The 22,901-nt window shown below is 60.0% G+C and carries 16 protein-coding genes; 14 read left to right on the top strand and 2 right to left on the bottom strand.

The window, feature by feature from the left end:
* Window positions 1-329 precede the first annotated feature (329 nt).
* Window positions 330-1,355 carry an FUSC family protein gene (locus WKI47_RS20585; RefSeq protein WP_340229061.1) on the bottom strand — a complete coding sequence of 342 codons (1,026 nt, stop codon included), beginning with the start codon at window positions 1,353-1,355 and terminating at the stop codon, window positions 330-332.
* Window positions 1,356-1,602: 247 nt separating this feature from the next.
* On the opposite strand from WKI47_RS20585, the gene WKI47_RS20590 reads away from it, so the two are divergent.
* The 10 genes from WKI47_RS20590 (at window position 1,603) to WKI47_RS20635 (ending at window position 14,463) form a co-directional block, all read left to right on the top strand.
* Window positions 1,603-2,253 carry an HAD family phosphatase gene (locus WKI47_RS20590; RefSeq protein ID WP_340229062.1) on the top strand — a complete coding sequence of 217 codons (651 nt, stop codon included), beginning with the start codon at window positions 1,603-1,605 and terminating at the stop codon, window positions 2,251-2,253.
* 247 nt (window positions 2,254-2,500) lie between these two features.
* On the top strand, window positions 2,501-3,229 hold the full coding sequence (locus WKI47_RS20595) for an FCD domain-containing protein (RefSeq protein ID WP_340229063.1): 729 nt from the start codon (window positions 2,501-2,503) through the stop codon (window positions 3,227-3,229).
* Between the two features lie 110 nt (window positions 3,230-3,339).
* Window positions 3,340-5,388: a hydantoinase/oxoprolinase family protein gene (locus WKI47_RS20600; RefSeq protein WP_340229064.1), complete on the top strand. Its 2,049-nt coding sequence runs from the start codon at window positions 3,340-3,342 to the stop codon at window positions 5,386-5,388.
* Complete coding sequence (locus WKI47_RS20605) at window positions 5,385-7,355, top strand: hydantoinase B/oxoprolinase family protein (RefSeq protein ID WP_340229065.1); 1,971 nt, start codon at window positions 5,385-5,387, stop codon at window positions 7,353-7,355. The genes WKI47_RS20600 and WKI47_RS20605 overlap by 4 nt, the downstream gene beginning before the upstream one ends.
* 159 nt (window positions 7,356-7,514) lie before the next feature.
* Window positions 7,515-8,648 carry an ABC transporter substrate-binding protein gene (locus WKI47_RS20610; RefSeq protein ID WP_340229066.1) on the top strand — a complete coding sequence of 378 codons (1,134 nt, stop codon included), beginning with the start codon at window positions 7,515-7,517 and terminating at the stop codon, window positions 8,646-8,648.
* A gap of 161 nt (window positions 8,649-8,809) precedes the next feature.
* On the top strand, window positions 8,810-9,946 hold the full coding sequence (locus WKI47_RS20615; RefSeq protein WP_340229067.1) for an ABC transporter ATP-binding protein: 1,137 nt from the start codon (window positions 8,810-8,812) through the stop codon (window positions 9,944-9,946).
* Complete coding sequence (locus WKI47_RS20620) at window positions 9,943-10,845, top strand: ABC transporter permease (protein WP_340229068.1); 903 nt, start codon at window positions 9,943-9,945, stop codon at window positions 10,843-10,845. Before WKI47_RS20615 ends, WKI47_RS20620 begins: the two co-directional genes overlap by 4 nt.
* Window positions 10,835-11,719, top strand: a complete 885-nt coding sequence (locus WKI47_RS20625) for an ABC transporter permease (RefSeq protein ID WP_340229069.1) — start codon at window positions 10,835-10,837, stop codon at window positions 11,717-11,719. The genes WKI47_RS20620 and WKI47_RS20625 overlap by 11 nt, the downstream gene beginning before the upstream one ends.
* Before the next feature lie 106 nt (window positions 11,720-11,825).
* A complete protein-coding gene (locus WKI47_RS20630; protein ID WP_340229070.1) occupies window positions 11,826-13,091 on the top strand; it encodes a Xaa-Pro peptidase family protein in 1,266 nt (421 codons plus the stop codon).
* A 226-nt stretch (window positions 13,092-13,317) separates the two neighbouring features.
* Window positions 13,318-14,463: an MFS transporter gene (locus WKI47_RS20635; protein ID WP_340229071.1), complete on the top strand. Its 1,146-nt coding sequence runs from the start codon at window positions 13,318-13,320 to the stop codon at window positions 14,461-14,463.
* Window positions 14,464-14,554: 91 nt separating this feature from the next.
* Here WKI47_RS20635 and WKI47_RS20640 read toward each other — a convergent pair whose 3' ends face one another.
* Window positions 14,555-15,337 carry a hypothetical protein gene (locus WKI47_RS20640; protein WP_340229072.1) on the bottom strand — a complete coding sequence of 261 codons (783 nt, stop codon included), beginning with the start codon at window positions 15,335-15,337 and terminating at the stop codon, window positions 14,555-14,557.
* 634 nt (window positions 15,338-15,971) lie between these two features.
* Here WKI47_RS20640 and WKI47_RS20645 point away from each other — a divergent pair.
* The 4 genes from WKI47_RS20645 to WKI47_RS20660 all read left to right on the top strand — a co-directional run bounded on the left by WKI47_RS20645 (window position 15,972) and on the right by WKI47_RS20660 (window position 22,896).
* The gene (locus WKI47_RS20645; protein ID WP_340229073.1) at window positions 15,972-17,885 is read left to right on the top strand and encodes a DUF2961 domain-containing protein; all 1,914 of its coding nucleotides are present in this window, start codon (window positions 15,972-15,974) and stop codon (window positions 17,883-17,885) included.
* A gap of 81 nt (window positions 17,886-17,966) precedes the next feature.
* Complete coding sequence (locus WKI47_RS20650; RefSeq protein ID WP_340229074.1) at window positions 17,967-19,436, top strand: DUF4038 domain-containing protein; 1,470 nt, start codon at window positions 17,967-17,969, stop codon at window positions 19,434-19,436.
* Window positions 19,437-19,438: 2 nt separating this feature from the next.
* Entirely contained in the window at window positions 19,439-21,055 is a 1,617-nt protein-coding gene (locus WKI47_RS20655) for a response regulator transcription factor (RefSeq protein WP_340229075.1), read from the top strand.
* A complete protein-coding gene (locus tag WKI47_RS20660) occupies window positions 21,052-22,896 on the top strand; it encodes a sensor histidine kinase (protein ID WP_340229076.1) in 1,845 nt (614 codons plus the stop codon). Before WKI47_RS20655 ends, WKI47_RS20660 begins: the two co-directional genes overlap by 4 nt.
* The last annotated feature ends 5 nt before the right edge of the window (window positions 22,897-22,901 follow it).

The raw sequence follows: 22,901 nt of genomic DNA on the forward strand, positions 1-22,901 counted from the left end.
CGTCCGGGTATGGGCGGCTTTTGTTTTTGGGGGTTAGTTTTTAGAGAAAACAAAGAAGAGAAGGTTAGAGACACTGAAGAAATTCAAATAAGTGCTTAAATGCACTTATTTCGGGCTAATCCGGGCTTTTTAAAGAAATAAGTGCGCTAGTGCATTTATTTGGGCGGGAAAGGGGTGGAATCGGGGGATATGGAGAAATTAATTGCACTCTAGCACTTATTTGCTCGAAATGTCGGAAAAGGGACTAAATAGTTGCATATCCGCACTTAATTCGGGCGGGCGCACTTTGTCTGAAGCATGAAGGCAAGGCGTAAAAACAAAATTTCGGTTTAGAAACGATTCGATACCGCAGACGGATCGGGTCGCGCGGGCGCTTCGGCGCTTCGCGTCTTTTTGGCCGCTGCGTCTTCGGGAGCCGATTGCGACTTAGGCTGCGAAGACGGCTGAACGGCGCTTTCGAGCGGATACGCGATATCGGTCGGCACGGTCAGGCCCAGCGTTTGCAGTTCTCCCAGGATGCAGGCCACATGGTAGCGGTAGATGACGGCTTGCGATTGGGGAGACAACGCGCTTTCGGCTTTTTGGTTGGACGCTTGAAGCAAGCTGGTGCCCAGACTCGCCACGCCTTGCGGATCGGGATCGGTCAGCAAACGGATCATGCGCATATGCGAGTACGTGTTGCGGTAGACGTCCAGCTCTTGCTCGATGCGCGAAACGAGGTCGTGACTTTTGCTTTTGACCGGATCGAACTCTTCTTTGTACGTGTCGCAAGCTTTTTGCAAAGCGGCCAAGTCTTTTTTCAACGGACTGATATGGATGCCTCCGCCTTGACGCAGCAACTGACGGGCAAGCGAAGACAGATGCCGGCGCACGGTGGAGCGGGCTTTTTCCAGGTTGCGATCGTGTTTGGGCGGGATCAGGAAGTAGTTGACCAATACCGCCACCCCGATGCCGAGCAGCGTGTCCAGTACCCGGTGCAGCGCGTACGCGAAAGCCGGCTCGCCGTCGCGCAGGTTGAGCATGATCGCGAGAAAAACGATGCAGGCGATCGAGACGGATTTGTTCCATTTGAGCAGATTGCAGACCGCGATCACGCAAACGATGCCGAGTGCGGACAGGTAGGCGTTATGCGGTTCGATAAACGCGAACAGACCGCCGAATGCGGCGCCGACCAGCGTGCCCATCGTGCGGTTTTTCCCCGCGGCGTACGAGCTGGTGATCGAACTCTCCATTGCGATTACGGTGGCGATAGCGGCATAGAACGGATATTCAAGCTTCAGGGCAAACGAGATCAGTACGCAGAGAAGCACGGCGACCGCCGTTTTGATATTCCGCATCCCGATAGAAAATCTCATGACTATTCAAGTCCTTTCGGATCGGATTTCAAATTTGAATAATGCAATTTTGGAATGTATCTTATGTGAAATATTATACGTAGTAACACCGATAAGAGCAATTGTCGAATCCATGACATTATTCGTGCATTGTATCGAACAGAACCGGGCAATCAAGCGTTACGCGAAGTTGCGTTTTGCCTTTTCTTCACGGTAAGGTACAAGTTGAGGCAAAAGATACAAGAGTCGCAGAAAGGGGCAAAACGAAATGATCGAAGCTTTTATTTTCGACATGGACGGGGTCATTATCGACAGCGAGCCGATGCACTTCGAGGTGGACCGCAAAGTGATGGAGTATTACGGGTATCCGATCACGCAGGAGAAATTGGAAGGCTATGTCGGCATGACCAACCCGGAATTATGGAAAGCGATCCGCGAAGAATTCGGCATGGCGCAGACGGTGGAGGAGATTATCGAATACCAGCTCGGGCATAAGATCGAAGTGCTGCGCGCGGCGGAGATGCAGCCGATCGAAGGCATACGCGAACTGCTTGCCGAGTTGAAAAAAGGGAATATTCCGCGCGCGGTCGCGTCGTCTTCGCCGCCGGTGTTTATCGAAGCGGTGCTGGAAAAGTTCGGGTTGCGCAACGAATTCCAGGTCGTGGTCAGCGGCGAACAGGTTCCGAAAGGCAAGCCTGCGCCGGACGTCTTTTTGCGCGCGGCCGAACAGCTCGGCGTCGATCCGGCGCGCTGCGTCGTGCTGGAAGATTCCAAGCACGGCATCGACGCGGCCAAAGCGGCCGGGATGTGCTGTATCGGCTTCGTGAATCCCAATTCGGGTAATCAGGATCTGAGCCGCGCGAATCTGATCGTGAACCGTATCGGCGATATCAAGCTGAGCGATCTCGCCGAAATTTAGAGCGTATCCAACAAGGCTTATCGCTTACAAAAATGATCGCTTATCGAAAGTTTCGCGACAGCGGCTATACGGATTTGTCAGCGATTCCATAGAAAAGATTGATCAATCTTAAAAAAAGAACGTTAAAATCAATACAAAGTTTATCTGTCGGATTTGTTGACAATATCCGACTTTCTTTTTATACTCTCGTTAATCATCAGTGATGATCGACGAAGAATCTATCACTTTTCGAAGCGGAGGAAACCGGATGTATACCAAAGAAATGGAACAGCTTCGGCTGGAATACGTCATGCTGGAGCAGCTTTCGGAATCGGACAGCCCGCTCGGCGCGACGACGCTCGTGCTGACGCTCGGCAAAGAGTTCGCGCTCAGCCAAGCGTCGATCGGGCGCAAGCTGATGGAGTTCGACCTGCTCGGCTACACGGAAAACAAAGGCAAAAAAGGCCGTATGATCGCCGAAGAAGGACGCAAGCGGCTCGGTGAGCTGGAACGGCAGTTGAACCAGTATCAAGGCAACGCCCGACTGCTCGAAGCGCTCAACGACGACGACGAGAAATCGCTGCTCGATCTGCTGATCGCCAGAAGGGCGATGGAACGCGAAACGGCGGCGCTGGCGGCGTCCAATGCGTCTTCCGAGCAAACCGGACAGCTATGGGATTCGATCTTGGAGCAGGAAAAGGTACTGCACGAAGGCGGCATTCCCGTTGCGGAAGACCGCGAATTTCATCGGCGGATCGCACAGATCGCGGATAATCGGATTTTGCTGCACGCGCTGGAACTGGTGTGGAGCGAAGGCGCCGGGCTTCCCGCCACCGCGATGATCCGCAAATCCGTCGGTCGCGAACTGGTCGTGGATCACCGGCGGATCGTGCGATGTATCGAGTCCGGCTCGCCGGACGAAGCGGCAGACGCGATGGTCGCGCATATCGACCAAATGATCGAAGACGTCAAACTTTACTTCGAAGGACTGGCCTGAAGAACAACGGGACATGAACGGCCGTTATCGGGAACGGCGTTCGCAACCGTATCCTAGCGCAAAAAAACGAACCGATCCTTTGCGGATCGACGAAAGGAGGAGATGCCGACATGGGCAAGCGATACCGGCTGGGCATCGATATCGGCGGCACGTTCACGGACGTGATGGTGACCGACCAAGACGGCTCCGTCGCCGCCGTGCTGAAGACGCCTTCGGTACGGGAAGCGCCGGAAAAAGCGATATTCAACGCGTTGGAACAATTGGCGCAAAAAGGCATCGACGCCGAAGACATCGGGCTGTTCGTGCACGGCACGACGCTCGGCGTCAACACGCTGATCGAACGGAACGGGGACAAAACGGCGCTGCTCGTCACCGAAGGATTTCGCGACATTTTGGAAATCCGGCGCCTCAGATTGGAAAACACGACCGACCTGTACGGCGACAAAACGCTCCCGCTGATTCCGCGCCGTCTGGTGCGGGAAGTCGGCGAACGGATCCTCGCCGACGGCAGCGTATACCGTCCGCTCGACGAGCGGGCGCTGCTGGACGCGGTCGCCGAGCTGGACGCCGAAGGCGTGCGTTCGATCGCGATCAGCTTTTTGCACAGCTACAGCCATCCGGGCCACGAACGCCGGGCGGCCGAACTGATCCGGGCAGCTTTTCCGCATCTGTTCGTATGCACGGGCAGCGAAATCTGGCCGCAGCAGCGCGAATACGAACGCACGCTGGCGGCGGTCATCAACGCGTACGTCGGCCGCCGGATGCGCGATTATTTCGCCGAGCTTCAAAGCGGCGCGTGGCAAAAAGGACTGCGAGCCAACGTGCTGTCCACGATGTCCAACGGCGGCATCGTATCGGCATCGCGCGCGGCGCTGGAACCGGTGCGGACGCTGCTGTCGGGACCTGCTTCAGGCGTGATCGGCGCCACGTATGCGGCCAGCCGTGCCGGATTCGAGCGCGTCGTCACGTTCGATATGGGCGGAACGAGCGCGGACGTGTCCGTGATCGACGGCGCGCCTTCGTTTTCTTCGGAAAACAAAATCGGCGATTTCCCCGTGATCATTCCCGCCGTGGACGTGACCGCGATCGGGGCGGGCGGAGGTTCGATCGCCTGGGTCGATCCGGCGGGCGTGCTGAAAGTCGGCCCGGAAAGCGCGGGCGCCGATCCGGGCCCGGCTTGCTACGGCAAAGGCGGCGAAGCCGCCACCGTAACCGACGCTTACGTGCATCTGGGGATTATCCATCCCGACCGCTTTTTGGGCGGAACGATGAAGCTTGACGCTTCGCTGGCGGCCGCGTCGTTGGAACGGCTGGGCGCCAAGCTCGGCCTGGATTCGTACCGGGCGGCGCAAGCGGTACTGGACGTGGCAAGCGCCAATATGTACGCGCAGTTCACGCCGCTGCTTGCCAAAAAAGGCGTCGATCCCCGGGATTTCGCGCTGTTGGCTTACGGCGGAGCGGGGCCGGTGCATGTGTTCCTGCTGGCGCGCGAAGTCGGCATCGACCGCGTCCTCGTGCCGCCGTCTCCGGGCACGCTGTGCGCGGCGGGCTGCGTGGTCGCGGATTTGCGCAGCGACTTCGTGCATACGCTGGGCCGCGAAGCGTCGGAACGGTTGCCGGACGAGCTGGCGCGGCATTTCGACGAATTGGAAGCGCAAGGGCGAACCTGGTTGAGCGAAGAAAGCGGTCAAGGCGTGAAGATCGAGCGTAGCCGTATGATCTACGGCGCGGATATGCGTTACGAAGGACAATCGTTCGATATCGAAGTGGAAGTTCCGGTCGAAGAAAAAGGCGACGCGGACGCGATCGAAAAAAGGTTCCACGAACGGTACAAGCAGATTTTCGGCGTGAATCAGCCGCAAGCTCCCGTCGCGTTCGTCAATCTGCGCGCCACGATCGTCGGCGAGACGGCCAAAGCGCCGGAACTCCGGCCTTCGGCCGAGCCGGCGGATAGCGAATCGCGCGAACCGTCTAGCCGCACGCTGCATTTCGACGGACGGGAATACGAAGCGCGCGTTCTGAGCCGTGCGGAGTTGGGCAAAGCCGGAGCGGCCGGGCCGCTGATCGTGGAAGAATACGACACGACCGTGTTCGTGCCGCCGGGCTTCCGGGCGTATACGGACGAATACGGCAATCTGATCGGGGAGGCGACGTCATGAAAACGGATCGCGTTTTTCTGGAAATCTTCAAGAACCGCGTGCAGGCGATCGTCGAAGAAATGGCGGGCGTCGTGCTGCGAACCGGATTTACCGCTTTCGTCAAAGAAACCGGCGATTTCGGCACGTACCTGATTTCGCCCGACGGCGAAACGTTCGCGTCGCCGCTCGAAACGGGCTATACGCTGTCGATCGGCATTCCGGCTATCGACGTGATCCGGTCGCAGGAGTGGCAAGAAGGCGATATCGTGATCTGCAACGACGCGCATTCGACCGGAGGCATGGCAACCCATCTGCCGGACGTTTACCTGATGCGGCCGATTTTTATCGAAAACAAGCTGACCGCTTTCGGCTTATGCTTCGTGCATTCGTCGGACGTGGGCGGCAAAGTGCCGGGTAGCGTGTCGCCGACGGCATACGATATTTACCAGGAAGGACTGCGTCTCGCTCCGGTCAAGCTGTACGAAGCGGGCGTGCTCAACGAAGCGGTGCAGCGCATTTTTCTCGACAATTGCCGGATACCGGATCAGAATCTGGGCGATCTCAACGCGCTGATGGCGGCGCTGAACCGGGGCGACCGACGGCTCAAAGAACTGGCGCTCCGCTATTCGCCGCAGCTTGTCGAAGACGGCATACAAGATTTGCTGGCTTACGCCGAGACGCGGGTCCGGGCGTTGATCCGCGATATTCCCGACGGCACGTACACGTTCTGGGACTATATCGAGAACGGCCCCGGCGGTTACCCGGTACGCATCCGCTGCGATCTCAACGTCGACGACGACCGGATTTTTCTGGATTTCGGCGGTACCGATCCCCAAGTGAGAGCGTCTTTCAATATTCCGACGCTTAATAAACCCGGCCATTATTACCTGGTGCCCGCGCTGATCCGTTATTTCCGTACGCTCGATCCGTCGATTCCGTGGAACTCCGGCATGGTGCGCATGGTGACGAACGAAGCGCCTGCCGGATCGATCCTGAATCCGACGCCGGATGCGGCGATCGGAGCGAGAGCGTCGACGTTTATCCGCGTCATGGACGTGCTGACCGGAGCGCTCAGCCGGGCCAAAAGCGGCGATCTGCCGGCGGCGGGAGCGGGGCAGGCGGCGATCGTGATGCTGGCGATGAACGATCCGGTCAGCGGCCGCCGGAAAATGGGCGTGATCCAGCCGATCTGCGGCGGTTCCGGCGCGCGGCCGATGAAAGACGGCATCGACGGCATGGATTTCGCCGTCGGCCATCTGCGCAATATCCCGGCCGAGACGGCGGAAGCGGACATGCCGATCCTGATCGAGCGTTACGGCCTGCTGCCGGACTCGGCGGGCGCCGGACGGTACCGGGGCGGCTCCGGCATCGAACTTCGGGTGAAGGTGCGCACGCCCGATACCGTACTGACCGCCCGCAACATGGAGCGGCTTCAATTCCAGCCGTGGGGACGCGTGGGCGGCGAAGCCGGAGCGGCGGGACGCGCGACGCGCAACGAAGGGCGGCCAGGCGAGCAGGACACCGGACGCATCGACGAGTTGCTGCTTCAGCCCGGCGAAACGGTGACGTTCCGTTCGCAAGGCGGAGGCGGCTACGGCGATCCGTACTTGCGTCCGGCGGAAAATGTGCTGGAAGACGTGCGCAACGGTCTGGTCAGCGCCGAACAGGCGGCGATCCGTTACGGCGTGGCGACCGACGGGGAACGTATTGACGAGAATCGCACGGCCGGGCTTCGCTCGGCGCAGCGCCCCGCGCCCGAAGAATTCGGTTACGGCGAAGCGAGAAAAGCATTCGAATCGTTATGGAGCGACGAACTGCAACTGGGTCTGGTCCGGGCACTGGGCGATTACCCGCTGCCGCTGCGCGATTATCTCAAGCGAACCGCCATGCCCGAAGCCGAACGCCGCGTCGCGGCGGGCGAAGACGTGAACGCGGGCAATATTTCGGAACTGGTTCGCGGCATCCATGCGGGCATCGGCAAGCTGTAGCCGCCGGTTCCGCACCCGCCGTTCATCGGGCGGCAAGCGGCGCGACAACTACGGGTTTCGAACCGAAAACCAATTGATCGAAACGGGTAGGCCGTATCTTGGCTCCGCAAAGAGCACGTGCGCGTCTATATCCGACTATACGCATAGGGAGTGTTTATAATGAAAAAAAGAGGGTTGAAACTTCGCGCGCCGTTTGCGGCGTTGGCGCTGTCGTCGCTGTTGGTACTCGGAGCTTGCGGAGGAGCGGTTCCCGGCGAGCAGGCGGCCGCGCCGGCCGACGCAGCCGATACGGCGGGCAAAATCAAGCTGAACATGTTTATCTGGGCAGGCGCGAATCAGGACGTCGTGCCGAAAAAAGTAGTGGCCGAATACGTCAAAGAGCATCCGAACGTCGAAGTCGAGTTTACCGAATCGTCGAACTCCGTCATGTATCCGAAAATGGTCGCGGGCAAGCAAGCGGACCCGGATAACCCGGTCGTCAACTTCGGGTACTTCAACGCGGACGCTTCGGCGAAAGGCGTCAGCGACGATATGTGGGAAGCGCTCGACCCGTCGATCGTAACGAATATGGCCGATATTCCCGAGCAGTACCATACGTCGGACAACAAAGGCATCGTGTGGGGCGTGTCCAACTTCGCGCTCGTGTATAACAAAGACCTGGTGAAAACGCCGCCGACGAGCTGGAGCGATCTGTGGGACAATCCTGAATTCAAAGGCAAAACGGCGCTGTGGGATTACATGTTCTACGCCTACATCTCGCCCGTTATCGCGCTGGAAGGCGAAAAAATCGGCGCGACGTACGAAAATCCGCAAGCGGCGTTCGAGTTTTGGGGCGAGCATGCCGATCAGGTCCGTTCGCTCGTGACGTCCGGCGACCAGCTCAAAAACATGCTCGTGTCCGGCGAAGCGCTGATCGCGCCGTTCAGTTCGCAAACGGCGCAGACCTGGATCGACGACGAAGGCGCGCCACTCGCGGTCGCCATTCCGAAAGAAGGCTTCGTATCGTTCCCGTATTCGCTGCAAATCGTCAAAGGCTCTACGCCGGAACAGATCCGGGTCGCCAACGAGATCATCAACGAACTGCTCGAAGCGGAAAACCTGACCCAATACGCCGAAGCGACAGGAACGCCGGTGACCAGCACCAAAGCCGCCGTGCCGGACAAATACAAAAACGATCCTTCGTTCTCGGTCGACGAACAAAACAAAGGCATCAATCCCGACTGGGCACAAATGGCGAAAAGCGCGTCGGAATGGAAAGACCTGTGGGACCGTTTGTTCAAAACGAAGCTGTAAAACGGATACGCTAACTTCGCGCGGGGTTTCGGTTTTCGAAGTATCCACCAGTCGTTCCCGACTTGGTTTCGAATTGGAAGCTTGACCGTAAAAGGTGTCGTTACGAGCGCTTCGGCGCGCGGCGGCACCTGAATCTTTTACCGGAAAAGGAGGCAAACACGATGAGCGAGACTACTGCGGCGCTCGCGCTGGAAGCACGCGCATTGAGCCGGAGGTTCGACGGCCGCCCCGCGGTCGACCGGGTCAGCCTGGATGTCCGCGAAGGCGAATTCATCTCGCTGCTCGGACCGAGCGGCTGCGGCAAAACGACGCTGCTGCGTATGCTGGGCGGCTTGGAATTGCCCGACGAAGGCACGATCTGGCTGTCCGGCCGGGACGTGACGCATATTCCGGCCCACGGGCGGCAATCGCATATGATTTTTCAACAACTGGCTTTGTTTCCGCATATGAACGTCGAGCGCAATATCGCTTACGGATTGAAGCTCAAAAAGCTGCCCAAAACCGAAATCCGGCGCCGCGTGGGCGAAGCGCTGGAACTGGTGGAATTGGGCGGTTACGGGCAGCGCCCGGTGAGCGCGCTGTCCGGAGGGCAGGCGCAGCGCGTCGCGATCGCGCGGGCGCTGGTCAACGAACCGAAAGTGCTGCTGCTCGACGAACCGCTGTCCGCGTTGGATGCGCGTCTTCGGCTCAACATGCAGCGCGAGTTGAAACGGATTCAGCGCGAATCCGGCACGACGTTCGTGTTCGTGACCCACGACCAGAACGAAGCGATGAACGTGTCCGACCGGATCGGCGTCATGAGCGCCGGGCGGCTGCTGCAATACGCGTCGCCGGAAGAGATCTATGACCGTCCCGCCGACGCGTTCGTCGCTTCGTTTATCGGCGCCACGAACCTGATCGACGTGCAAAGCCCGTCGGTCGACGGCGACGCTCTGACCGTCCGCTGGCGCGCCCGGACGTTCCGCGCCCGCTTGCCGCAAGCGCCGCCGTCCGCCGCGCCGGATGCTTCCGCTTCGCTGCCCGCGGCCGGACAACTGTCGGTCCGCCACGAGTACGTCCGCCTCGGACCGGCGGCCGCGAACCTGCCCAACACGCTCGACGCCGTGGTCGTCGAGCGGCAGTACGTCGGCACCGCGCTGCGCTACGCGCTCGATGCCGGGCATGGCCTGCGGCTACATGCCAGCGCGCCGCATTCCCCCGGCGCGCCCGTGCACGAACCCGGCGAAACCGTCGTCGCCGGGTGGGACACCCAAGCCGCCGTGTTCCTCGGCGGCGAACCGGAAGGCGGCGCATCGTGAGCCGCCCGACAAGCGCTCCCGCCGCCCGGCGCCGACGGCCGCGTTGGCCGGCGTTCGCGCTGTTGCTGCCCGCGCTGCTGCTGATGGGCATCGTGTTCGCGGGCGCGATGCTCACGTTCGCGCGGTACGGCTTCAACCGGTTTGTCGACGGCCATCTGGAACCGGCGTTCACGTTCGAAGCGTATACGGCTTTTCTGGGCGATCCGTATTATTGGCAAGTGATCGGCCGGACGTTTTCGCTGGCGCTCGAAGTGACGGCGATCACGCTGCTGCTGGCGTATCCGCTGGCTTACGCGATCGCGACCGTCCGGCGTCCGGCGCTGCGGCAAACGCTGCTGTTGCTGACGTTCATGCCGCTGCTCGTCAGCGCCGTCGTCAAATCATACGCCTGGATGATTTTGCTGTCGAGGCAAGGCTTTCTGAACTGGATCGTGATCGGGCTGGGCTTGTCCGAAGACGGACTGGATCTGACGCTCGGCCGAAGCGGCGTCGTCATCGCGCTCGTGCACGTCTTTATCCCGTTCATGGTGTTGCCGATTTTGGGCGTGCTGACGAAGCGCGATCCGTCGCTCAAAGCGGCGGCGCACGATCTCGGAGCGGGCAGCCTGCGCGTCTTTTTCACGATCACGCTGCCGATGTCCGCGCGCGGGATCGCGTCCGGCGTGCAGATCGTGTTTACCCTTTGCCTGACGGCGTTCACGATTCCGGCGTTGATCGGAGGCGGGCGCGTCATGACGCTGCCGACGTTCATTTACCAGCGCACGCTGGATACCAACTGGCCGATGGCGGCCGCCGCGAGCTTTTTCCTGATGGCTTCGTGCATCGTCGTGTCGATGGTCGTGAGCAAGCTGGCGGACCGTTTCGCTTCGGGCGGAAAGGAGCAGGCCCATGACGTTTAGACCCAGATGGTTGTCGTTGGCGTTCGGGTTGTTCGTGGTCGCGGTATGCCTGTTCATCGCCGTTCCGCTGCTGATCGTCGTGCTATCTTCACTAAATGAAACGTCCTACAGCGTGTTCCCGCCGAAAGGCCTGTCGCTTCGCTGGTACGAAAACCTGTCGCAGCAGCCGCAGTTTTTGCGCGCGCTCGGCAACAGCGTGATCGCGTCCGGCGGCGCGACGCTGCTGGCGCTGTTCACGGGCACGCTCGCCGCCGTCGCGATCCATCGGTATCCGTTTCCGGGAGTCAACGCGCTGCGCGCGTTGTTCATGTCGCCGATGGTCGTGCCCAAAATCGCGCTCGGCGTCGCTTATCTGATCCTGTTTTCGAAAATGCGTATCGCGGGCGGATTGTTTGCGCTGATCCTCGGCGAAGCCGTGATCGTGTTTCCGTTCGTGCTGGCGTTCGTCGGCAGCGCGCTGGCGCAAACGAAACCGGAATACGAAGAAGCGGCGTCCGATCTCGGAGCCGGTCCCGTCCGCGCTTTTTTGACCGTCACGCTGCCGCAGCTCCGTACGAGCCTGCTGCTCAGCGCCGCGATCTCGTTTATTTTCACGTTCGACCAGGTAGAGACGGCGCTGCTGATTCTCCGCCCGGAAAACAACACGCTGCCGATCGAACTGTTTTTGTACATGGAAAAATGGCAGGACCCGACGATCGCCGTCGTCTCGACGATCATGCTGCTGGCGGCCGTCGCCGTGTTCCTGATCCTCAAAGTCGTATTGCGTTCCGTGCCGGACGTGCAGCGCGTGCTGCGGGCCGGAGATGAGGAAGGTCATGACGCCACGGCGAAAAAAGCTTTCCGCCGAGGCCGCAAGCCGGACCGCCGCGACTGAGTATTCACCGCATTCACCGCGATCCGGCCGCTATAGAGCCGCCGGATCGCCGCAACGGAACATCGCCGCCACCGGGACTTAACCTATTTCGAAGGAGGAGTTTTTGATGACCGAATTCAATCAAGCCGCGTCGCCGTTTTCATCGGCCGGACGCGGAGTCGGCTCGACGGCTGCCGCCGCCGAAAGCACGGCCAATCGGCAGCGCGCCGAACGCGTAATGCGGCGCGATGGGCTGCAAGCGCTGGTCGCGACCACGCCGGAAAACGTCGGCTACGTGATCGGCTCCCAGCTTCGCGCCACCAACTGGACTATGCAGATTTATGCCGTCCTGCCCGCCGATCCGACAGCCAGACCCCGCCTTATTATCCCGACGAACCGTTTGGGCGTCGTCGCGCAGATCGGTCTGACCACGGCCGACCTGTATCTGTACAGCGATTTCTTTTTGGAAGGTTCGCCGGAAGGACGGGCTTCCACGCCGGACGTCGACGCCTTTTACGCCCTGCTGCAAACGGCGCATACGTACGCCGGGCCGCTCGAAGCGTTGAACGCCGCGCTGCACGACCTGGGCGTCGGGCAGGCGGCGGTCGGCATCGACGAAATGCGCATCTCGCCGTCGGTATACGCGCAGTTCGAAGCCGGGCGGCCGGAACGGTCGGTGATCCGCGCCTATGCGCTGTTCCGCGAGATCCGCCAGGTCAAAACGCCGGTCGAAATCCGGCGCTTGCGCGAAGCCGCGATTCTCAACGAACGGCTGGAGCGCGAACTGATCGGTTTGATCCGCGAAGGCGTGCACGAAGAAGAAATCGCGGCGCATTACCGGCGCGGCATCGTCTCGGCCGGCGCCGTGCCCGCGATGGTGGCGGTCGGCGCGGGACCGCGCAGCGCGCTGCCGCTGATCGAGCGTTATTTCCGCCGTATCGAGCAAGGCGATCTGGTCCGCTTCGATCTGTGCAGCCATCTCGACGGCTACTGGGCCGATACGGGCCGCACCGCCGTGCTGGGCGAAGCCGACGAGTGGCAGACGAAGCATTTCGCCGCCGTATACGCAGGCTGGGAAACCGCGCTGGAACAGGTGCGTCCCGGCGTCCAAGCGTCGGAGATTTTCGAAGCGGCCGTCGGGCGCGTGCGCGGCAGCGGCATTCCGCATTATCGGCGTCAGCACGTGGGCCACGCGATCGGACTGGAATTGTACGACGATATCGTGTTGGGGCCGAGCGACCACCGGGTGCTGGAAGAAGGCATGGTATTCTGCGTGGAAGTGCCGTATTACGAACTCGGCGCGGGCGGTTTTCAGATCGAAGATACGGTGGTCGTCACGCCGGACGGATACGAGTTTTTGACGGGCATGCCGCGCGTGCTGTACCGGCAGTAACAGCGGCGAGCCGATCCGATGCCACAACGAACGGTCGGCCGCCGCAAAAAAGGAGGAGATCGCCACGAATCGGCAAAAGAAAAGCACACCGACGCCGGAGCAAGGCGACATCCCGGGTTGTCGAAGCGCCGCCGACCCGGAACTCCGGTCCGAAACGCCGGGATCGCTTGAATCTTCGACCCGTTTTCGTCAAGGCAGCCCGGAGTTCCGCAAAACGAGCTTCGCGTTGTTCGCGGGCGGGTTCAGCACGTTCGCGCTGCTCTACTGCATGCAGCCGCTGATGCCGGAATTTTCGCGCGATTTCGGGCTTCAGCCCGCGGCGGCGAGTCTGTCGCTGTCGGTCACGACCGTCTCGATGGCCGCGACCATGTTGGTCGTCGGATCGCTGTCCGACGCGTCGGGCCGCAAAAAGGTGATGGCGCTGTCGCTGTTCGCCGCGTCGCTGCTGGCGGTGCTGGCCGCGTTCAGTCCCGGGTATACGGCTTTGCTGGCGCTTCGGGCGCTTCAAGGAGCGGCGCTGGCCGGCGTTCCGGCGATCGCCATGACGTATTTGAGCGAAGAAGTCGAACCGTCCAGTCTGGGCTACGCGATGGGGCTGTATATTAGCGGCAATTCGGTCGGCGGGATGGGCGGACGCATCATCGGCGGCGTGCTGGCCGACCTGTTCGATTGGCGGGCGTCGCTGCTCGGCATCGGCTTCAGCGGCTTGGTCGCGGCGCTGCTGTTCTGCCGCTGGCTGCCGGCTTCGCGGCGATTCCGTCCCGCGGCGCTGTCGACCCGGCAAATCGGACGCACGCTGGTTTCGCAGCTCAAAGACGTCCGCCTTTTGGCGCTGTACGGACTCGGATTCCTGCTGATGGGCAGCTTCGTCACGACGTTCAATTATATCGGCTACGTGCTGCTGGACCGTCCGTATTCGTTGAGCCAGACCTGGGTCAGCGGCATTTTTCTCGTGTATTTGACCGGCACGTTCAGCTCCACCTGGATGGGCAGGCTGGCCGACCGGATCGGGCGGGAAAAAACGATGCGGATCGGGATCGGCATTATCGCGGGCGGCGCACTGTTGACGCTCGCGCCGCCGCTGGTCGCCAAGTTGTTCGGCATCGCGCTGTTGACGTTCGGTTTTTTCGGCGCCCATTCCGTCGCCAGCAGTTGGGTCGGACGAACGGCATCGGAGCATCCGGCGCAGGCGTCTTCGCTATATTTGTTTTTTTATTACGTCGGCTCCAGCGTCAGCGGCACGGTCGGCGGCGTTTTTTATCAGCATATCGGCTGGCCGGGCGTCGTCGCTATGGTGTCGGTCTACATGCTGATCGCGCTGCTGCTATGCCGTACGCTCGTCGCCGGACGGAGCAATGCGGTTTCGGCATGAAGGAAGGTGTTGAACCGCACAAAAAAGGAACGTTTGCCTCGGCGGAACGTTCCTTTTTCGGCTTTGCGCCCGTTTCGCGAAGCTTGAACCGTCAACGCTCTCCTTGCACGATCGCTAACATTCGTTCCGTACCGTACGCCCCTTCCACAATCGCGTTGGCTTTCGGCCAATAGCCGAGCCGGATATTCGTTCCGTCGTTCAAGTCGAGCTGCAACGAAATGCGGTATTCCGGCGGGTTGTTTGTATAGATCGCTTCGAAGCCCACGTACTCCAGCGACAGCAGATCCGAGAGAAAAGCCTGCGTATCCTCCGGGCTGAACTCCCGCATCAGACTTCCGTCGTTGCCGCTCACACGGCTCACCTTCGCTACTTTTCCTTCGATATCGTACAGATCCCCAATCGTTTTCGCGTCCGGATTGTCGCTCACTTCGAAGATCCGGCCGTCGGCGATAACCCGGAAGTCCGGTTTGTACCCTTTCATTTCATAGATAGGCGTTCCGGTCGGCAGCAACGTGGCGTCGCCGCTTCGCATCACGAAGTCGCTGCACGCGTCGCCGGACATCGTGTAGGACACTTCGGAGATCCGATCGCCGATCAGTCCCGCAGGCAACGACTTGCCGCGTTCGTCGAGAGATTCTTTATTGGAATAGTGAATATTGTTCAACATCAAGCCATCGAGATAATCTAAAGTTCCTTTGCATTCGTCGCGGTTTTGGTTGGTCGTGTTTTTGGCAATCGTCAGTTCGCGCGGCACCGCATGTTCGCCGAAAGACGCTCGTTGGTTTCGGTTGACGCATTCGGTAAGCACAGCAATCAGCAAAACAAGCGACAGACCGACAAGCGAGACTTTTAACCGGGTTTTCTTGCTTTCCATCCGTATTCCCCCTTTGTTTTTCAAACGCGGCAAACGTCAACACCGTTATCGAGGTTTCAAAAAAGGTTTTGCCGCTCTATGGAATCGCCGAACGTCGAAGTGTGCTGGAGAGTGATCGCATAGGTTGCGTACTGCGTGGGCTGCGAAGGTTCGATTGTTGACGTTTTGCACACATTTTCTCGATTTAAGTAGCTGTTTAAAAAAAATGCTGATATAAAGTCAACAAATTTCGCTTTAAGCGCCGAATTTGGAGGAAATCAAGCCAAAATGTTGACGAAACCTCAGCATTTGCGAAAATACGGGTGAATTCGGCTGCAATTGTTGACGTTTGGTGCGAATTTTTTAAAACGACTGAATATCGAAAAATATTCAGCCGTTTCGCGCGACTGCGGTTTCAAACGCAGGTGGGCTTTAGCTCTATTTGCGACAGCGCCGCGCTTCAGGTTTCCGTTCGTGCCGACCGTCCGCCCCAACCCTAAGCGTCCGCGAACGTCCGAACTTGAACATTTATTTTCAAGTTCGAAAACGCGTTTTTTTCTGGATAATGATAACGCTTTACTGTAAAATCGTAGCCGTAAAGCCAGCTTCTATCGAAACGATTCGCTCAACTTCGAACATGCGGGAGGACTCCGATATGACAGTATCCGCCGGACCGACAGGATTGGCCCATATGGAACGCTTCGATCTGCTGCCGCGGCTTCGCCACGGCGTGCGCGTGCAGTACGAAGGCAGCATCGACAAAAAAGGCTTCAACGCGGATTGGGATTGGTGGTTGTACAAAGAGCGGGACGAGTGGGTGCTTTTCGACGTCGACGGGCCGGGCTGCGTCTACAACTTCGTGCAGCACCGTTATCCCGACAGCGAGGAGCCGACGTTCCGGTTTTATTTCGACGGGGAAAAAGAACCCCGTTTCGAGATCCGCCATTCCGAATTCGGCAGCAAAGCCCCGTTTCTCGCGCCGCTTGCGGACGCTTATCTCGGTCCCGAAGACGGAGGGCGCGGCCCGATCCGCGTCGTGCGAAGCTTCGTGCCGATGCCGTACGAACGGTCTTGCCGCATCACGAGCGATATTCGTCTCAAAGCGGCGGCCAAAGGGGACGGCGGTTGGGGGCACGTCGTATACCATGCGTACGCGGAGCTTGAAGCGGCCGGAGAGCCTCCGTTGCGCACGTTCACGGGTGAAGAAGATTACGGGCGGCTACTGGAGATGTGGCGCGGCGTCGGCTCGGACCCCAAGCCTGTGCAAGGCGGCGAACAAACGGCGGAGCGTCGGCACCTGAAGCTTGCTCCCGGCGACAGCGTGACGGTGTTCGAGCAGAGCGGCGCAGGCAGCGTGTCAGCGATCGAAGCCTGCCCGTCCGAAGCGGGCAGCGGCTGGTTGTCGGATATTTGGGTTCGCATGGCCTGGGACGGTCACGAACGGCCGGACGTCTACTGCCCGGCGGGCGTTTTTTTCGCCAATGAATTGGGCTTGAACCCGGTCGGCGTGCTGTCTCACGGCAGGAGACAAAATGGCAGCGGTTACTGTTACTTCCCGATGCCTTATTGGCGAAGCGCGGTCGTCGAGTTGCAGAACCGGGGCGACGCGGACATCATGTTCGACGCGTGGGACACGACGTTTTTGCCCGGCGAAGACGTTCGCTACCCGGAACGGGAAACGGGTTATTTCCGAACGTCGGACTATTACGGAGCGACGGCTTCGCCCGGCCGCGACAGCATGATAGGCAAGATCGAAGGGACGGGGCATCTGGTCGCCGGACACGTGACCGCGTTCACCCGCCGCCCGGGCGTCATTAGCTGCGAAGGCGACGTGCGCGTGCATATCGACGGAAACTGGACGCCGCAAGTGGAGAGCGACGGCTCCGAAAGCTGGGTCTGCTACGGTTGGGGGTTCCCGACGCCGCCGGAGCAAAATCCGTCCAGCGCGTACGACGGGCAGCCGGACAACCCGTGGTCGATGGTGCGGCTGTGCGCGGGCGACTTTTACCCGTTCCGGCAAGAATTGGCGTTCGGCATCGAATCGGGGGAGTTCAACAACCAGTATATCCGGCATTCCGGTATCTTGTTCTATTACGGGGTCGATCGGCCGGGCATGGTGCTGACCGACGAACTGGATATCGGCGATCCCGCTTCGGAAGGCATCCACGAATACCGGGCGACCGGCGATCTCGGCACGTACGGGCTGGAATCGGCTTACGAGGACGGCACCAACCGGTTTTTGAAAAATACCGGCCGGGAGATCGAAGGCCGAAGCGCGTTTTCCGTATCGGTCCGGCCGGACAACGCGGGCGTGCGGCTGCGGCGCAGGTCCGATCAGATCAGCGGGCGGCAGCGGGCAAACGTCTACGTGGACGGGCAACGGGTGACGGAACGGAGCTGGTACTTCGCGGATCGCAACCCGTACCGCCGCTGGCTGGAAGACGAATTCGATATTCCGGCCTCCTACACGTCGGGCAAAAGCGATTTGCGCATCGAACTGGAATACGTGCAGGACGGCGAGACGCGAAGCTGGAACGAATTTCATTACTGGGTGTTTTCGATCCTGTGAATCCGGGATCGCGGCTTTGTCGTAATCCCGCAATCGGCCGCGCACAAAAAAAGGCAGTCACACAAGGAAGGAGGAGCTTTGATGGCACGTCACCCTTATCGGTTTGACCGGGACGCGGCGGTCGGCGATCATGAATCCGGCGCTGCCGAAGCGGCAGATCGCTTAGCCGCGCAGCCGCAAATCGGCGCAGCGGCGGCAAAATCGGCGCCCGATTCCGGCTTGCCCGCTTTGCGGGTATCGGCGAACCGCCGTTATCTGGAACAGGCCGGCGGAGCGCCGTTTTTCTGGCTAGGCGATACCGCTTGGGAATTGTTCCATCGGCTGAACGCCGAAGAAGCGGCGTATTATTTGCGCACGCGCGCGGAGCAAGGCTTTACCGTCGTGCAGGCCGTGCTGCTCGCCGAACTGCAAGGCGTCACGACGCCCAGCGCGGCGGGGCGCCTGCCGCTGAAGATCGGCGCAAGCGGCTTGCCGGACCCGTCGCTGCCGGATACGGACGGCGACGATTCGTATTGGCGGCATGTCGACGCCGTGCTGGACGAAGCTTCGCGCCTCGGGTTGTACATGGCGCTGTTGCCGACGTGGGGCGACAAATTCAACCAGATGCACGGCGCCGGGCCGGAGATCTTCACGGCGGACAACGCGTATGCGTACGGTCGCTGGTTGGGCGAACGGTACGGCGGCCGCGGCCATCTGGTTTGGGTGCTCGGCGGCGACCGTCCGCTGTCGACGGTGGCGCATTTCGCGATCGTGGACGGCATGGTCCGCGGATTGAAAGCCGGAGGCGCCCGGCAGCTTATGACGTTTCATCCCAAAGGCGCCGAATCTTCGTCGCATCATATGCACGGCGAAGACTGGCTGGACTTCAATATGATCCAGTCCGGTCACGGCGAACGGGAGATCGCCAACGACAAGCGGGTCGCGGCCGATTACGGCCGAACGCCGGTCAAGCCGACGCTCGACGGGGAACCTTGCTACGAAGACATTCCGATCGGGTTCCGGTCGGAGAACGGATATTTCGACGCCGCCGACGTGCGCCGCGCCGCTTACCGCGCGGTGCTGTCCGGCGCTTTCGGCCATACGTACGGCCATCATTCCGTCTGGCCGATGGCGCCGGAGCCGGGTCTGTACGCGTCGACCGACTTCGTCGAAGCCGGCGACTTTTTCCTGATGGGCTGGCGGCAAGCGCTGCGCCGTCCCGGCGCGGAGCAGATGCGCCATCTGCGGGCGTTGATCGCTCCGCATCTGGGTTCGGCGTTCCGTCCGGCGCCCGAACTGCTGGCGTCCAACCGCTCCGGCGACAACCGCATGGCGTCGGCGCGGAGCGAGCGCATCGCCTGGATCTACAGCCCGAACGGGCTGTACGTCGACGTCGATCCGGCGGCGCTCGGAAGCGGCGCCTGGAGCGCCGGATGGTTTTGCCCGCGCACCGGCATTCGAAGCGAAGCGTTGCCGACGGCGATCGCCGAAAGCGGCGGTTCTGTCGCCCGGTTCGTCGCGCCCGGCAGCGGGCGCGGCTGCGATTGGATACTGACGATCGAGGAGGAATGAACATGCACAAAGTCATGATCGTCGAAGACGAAATGCTGGTACGGATCGGATTGAAAAATTCGGTCGACTGGAGCAAGTTCGATATGGAAGTGGCGGCCGATTTTCCGGACGGCCAAGCGGCGTGGGCGTATTACGAACGCGAAAAGCCCGACGTCGTGATCACCGACCTGTCCATGCCCAAAATGGACGGCATGACGCTGATCTCGCATATCCGCAACGTCGACCGCGATACCCGGATCGTCGTGCTGTCCTGCCTGGAAGAATTCGAGTTGGCGCGCAAAGCGCTGTCGCTGGGCGTCACCGGCTATATCCTGAAGCTCACCATGACGGAGCAGGAGATCGAAGACGTGCTCGGCGCCGTCCGGCACGAACTGGAAAGCCGTCCCGACCGCCAGACGCCGCAGCGCGAAGCTTCGTCGTCGGACCGCGAACTGCTCAAAGAAAAAATGTTCAAAGACTTCCTGTTCTACAATATCTTTTCCGCCGACGAACTGGGCCGGTTTATCGAGCGCAGCGAACTGCGCCTGTCCCCGGTACGGCTGCGCGTATGCGTGGCCGAAGTGGACCGGTACGCACGGCTCAAAGAAAAATTCCGCGACCAGCACGGCCACTTGATTAAAATGACGCTGCTGAACCTGTTCGAAGAAGTGTTGTCGGCGCATAAGCGCGGCGAGGCGGTGCAGGTCGGCGAGACGCGCTACGCGCTGATCCTGCATTTCGACGATCTGGTGTCGGAACAAGCGATCGCGCGCGAAACGGAAAATATTCTCGGCCGCGTGCAGGAAGTGATCCGGCTGTACTTCAACGGCTCCGTCTCGTTCGGGATCGGCGGGACGGGCGGCGGGTACGACAGCTTGCATGCGTCGTACGCCGAAGCGCAGCGGGCGCTGGAACGCAAATTCGCTTCCGGTCCCGGACGCCGGCATCGGGAAGGCGATACCGCGGATTTGTCCGGGGTGCGCGAACGCGTGGGGCGGATACGCCGTTTCGAAGGCATCCGCGGTCTGCTTATGCCGGCCAAACAGCGCGAATACGACGAGATGCTGGATTATTTCGAGCGCGAAGCGGGCGGCGACCGGCGTTCGTTGGAGATCATGCTGCTGCGCTTCGTACAGTGGCTCGGCACGAACGTATACGACAGCGGCCGGAACGAGAAAACGCTGCTGCTGAGCATCACGGAAAATCTGGAACAATGCGACAATCTGCCGGACATGCTGGACCAGGCGGCCGATTATATCGAAGACCTCGCCGAGCAGGAAAACGGGCGGATGCACATGAGCGACGAGATCAAGCGGGCGCTCGATTACATCAAGCTGCATTACGCGGACAATATCGGCTTGCAGACGGTGGCGGCGCATGTAGGCTTCAGCCCCGGCTACCTCAGCAATCTGTTCAAAAAAGAACTGCAAACCCCGTTCGTCGATTACCTGAACCGCTACCGGATCGAGCGCGCGAAAGAACTGCTGATCGAAGGGCGCCACAAACCGTCCGATATCCCGGTCGAAGTCGGCTTTTCCCCTGAGTATACGTACTTCAGCAAAGTGTTCAAAAAAGTGACCGGCTTGAACCCCAACGAATACCGCAAACAGATGCTGGCCGGTTCCGGTGAGCGCTCATGAGACCGCTGCGCGGGTTCCGCAAACTGGGGACGCAGTTACTCGTATACGTCATGCTTGTCAGTCTGGCCGTGCTGGCCGGATTTTCGTATTTCATCTACTCGTTTATGCAGAATATGGTCCGCGAACAAAACGAAAGTTTGCTGGTTCAGCAGTTTCAACAGCTCGACTACAATATCGACGGCCTGGTGCAAGAAGTGGACCGGCTGTCGATGCTGTTTTTACGGGACGACCGAATCCAGAATCTGCTGTACGGCATCTCGGACAAAACGGAAGTCGAATTTTTGGAATCGAAAAACGACGTGCAAAACGTCATCGCCGATTTTATCGACAATTATGGCTATATCGACTCGATCTATATCACGTCGGACAATCTGGGCGCGGTCGGCGGCAGCGAAGACCGGACGCTCGTTTACGATAAAGAAGAATGGAAAAAAAGCTTTTTTACCTCCGAGCCTTTCCGGCGCACGATCCAGCGTTATCCCGAGTTGATTCTGGAGCCGCGTATCCGCAAATCGTTTTACAATCCGTACATGACGGGACGCGACGACGGGTACCTTATCAGCCTGATGCGGGGAACGCGGGCCATTTACGATCCCAACACGAGCGCGACGCTTATTTTCAATATCGACGAACGGTATCTGGCTTCGCTTTACGCCGCTTCTCTGAAGCCGGACGAAGGGGATATGTACATCGTCGACGCAAGCGGGATGGTACTGTCGTCGAGCCGTCCCGAGCAGGTAGGCACGCGCGCGCCGTTCGTTCCGTCTTCGTCCGATGCCGGCGGATACGGCAGCTTCGACGAACGCTCCGGCGACCGCGACGTGCAGATCGTGTATTACCGGATGGACGCGACGGATTGGTATCTGACGAAAGAAATCCCGCTCGCCCGTTACTCCGGGCAGATTTTCGCGGTGCAGCGGCTGGTGTCGGTCGTGTTTCTGCTGAGCGTGCTGGCGATTTTCGTCGCTTCGTATTTCTGGTTGAGACGGATCGTCCGGCCTTTAAGGCTGCTTGCGGAAAAAATGCAGGACATGAGCCGGGGCGAACTGGGGGTCACCATGCGCCATATCCCGAACAACGAACTGGGCACGCTGATCCGCAGGTTCAACGAAATGTCGCTCAGCATGGTCGAACTGGTCGACAAAAACAACGAGATTCAGGAAAAAAAGCGCGAGCTTGAACTGGAGGCGCTGCAATACCAGATCAACCCGCATTTTTTGTACAACACGCTGAATATGATCCGCTGGATGGCGGCGATCGTCAAAGCGGACAATATCGTCGGCACCATCGTGGCGCTCGGCAATCTGCTGCGGCCCGTTTTTTCGAAAAAAGACCCGATGTGCGCGCTGCAAGACGAATTGGAGTATTTGCAAAACTATCTCACGATCGCGAGCATGCGCTTCGGCGACGATATCCGGTTCGGGCAGCAAGTGCCGGACGAGCTTCGCGATTGCCGCGTGCCGCGTTTCATTTTGCAGCCGCTGGTCGAAAATTCGATCGCCGCCGGCCGTCAGGAAGAAACGCCGGGCATCGCGATCGAGATCGGGGCGTCGGAACGCGGCGGCGTGCTTACGCTGAGCGTGAAAGATTCGGGAGCGGGGCTGACGGACGAACAGTTGGAAGCATTGAACCTCGGTCTTGAGCAAGGCGACGCGCAGCGTCCCGGCGAAGGCGGCAGCGGCGTAGGGCTGAACAACGTCAACAAACGCATCCGGCTGTATTTCGGGGACGATTACGGCGTGCGTTTCGTGCGCAGAGTCCAAGGCGCGGAAGCGGTCGTCACGCTCCCGGCGCTGCGCGAAGAAGACGTTACGGCGCCGAAAAACAGGCTTGACGCTTAACGTAC

Origin of the sequence: Saccharibacillus sacchari (assembly GCF_037722395.1) — a bacterium.
In the GTDB taxonomy this organism is placed as follows: domain Bacteria; phylum Bacillota; class Bacilli; order Paenibacillales; family Paenibacillaceae; genus Saccharibacillus; species Saccharibacillus sacchari_A.

Coding starts and splice junctions, on each gene's coding strand:
- WKI47_RS20585 (WP_340229061.1), bottom strand. CDS start 1,355: ATGAGATTTTCTATCGGGATGCGGAATATCAAAACGGCGGTCGCCGTG.
- WKI47_RS20590 (WP_340229062.1), top strand. CDS start 1,603: ATGATCGAAGCTTTTATTTTCGACATGGACGGGGTCATTATCGACAGC.
- WKI47_RS20595 (WP_340229063.1), top strand. CDS start 2,501: ATGTATACCAAAGAAATGGAACAGCTTCGGCTGGAATACGTCATGCTG.
- WKI47_RS20600 (WP_340229064.1), top strand. CDS start 3,340: ATGGGCAAGCGATACCGGCTGGGCATCGATATCGGCGGCACGTTCACG.
- WKI47_RS20605 (WP_340229065.1), top strand. CDS start 5,385: ATGAAAACGGATCGCGTTTTTCTGGAAATCTTCAAGAACCGCGTGCAG.
- WKI47_RS20610 (WP_340229066.1), top strand. CDS start 7,515: ATGAAAAAAAGAGGGTTGAAACTTCGCGCGCCGTTTGCGGCGTTGGCG.
- WKI47_RS20615 (WP_340229067.1), top strand. CDS start 8,810: ATGAGCGAGACTACTGCGGCGCTCGCGCTGGAAGCACGCGCATTGAGC.
- WKI47_RS20625 (WP_340229069.1), top strand. CDS start 10,835: ATGACGTTTAGACCCAGATGGTTGTCGTTGGCGTTCGGGTTGTTCGTG.
- WKI47_RS20630 (WP_340229070.1), top strand. CDS start 11,826: ATGACCGAATTCAATCAAGCCGCGTCGCCGTTTTCATCGGCCGGACGC.
- WKI47_RS20640 (WP_340229072.1), bottom strand. CDS start 15,337: ATGGAAAGCAAGAAAACCCGGTTAAAAGTCTCGCTTGTCGGTCTGTCG.
- WKI47_RS20645 (WP_340229073.1), top strand. CDS start 15,972: ATGACAGTATCCGCCGGACCGACAGGATTGGCCCATATGGAACGCTTC.
- WKI47_RS20650 (WP_340229074.1), top strand. CDS start 17,967: ATGGCACGTCACCCTTATCGGTTTGACCGGGACGCGGCGGTCGGCGAT.
- WKI47_RS20655 (WP_340229075.1), top strand. CDS start 19,439: ATGCACAAAGTCATGATCGTCGAAGACGAAATGCTGGTACGGATCGGA.
- WKI47_RS20660 (WP_340229076.1), top strand. CDS start 21,052: ATGAGACCGCTGCGCGGGTTCCGCAAACTGGGGACGCAGTTACTCGTA.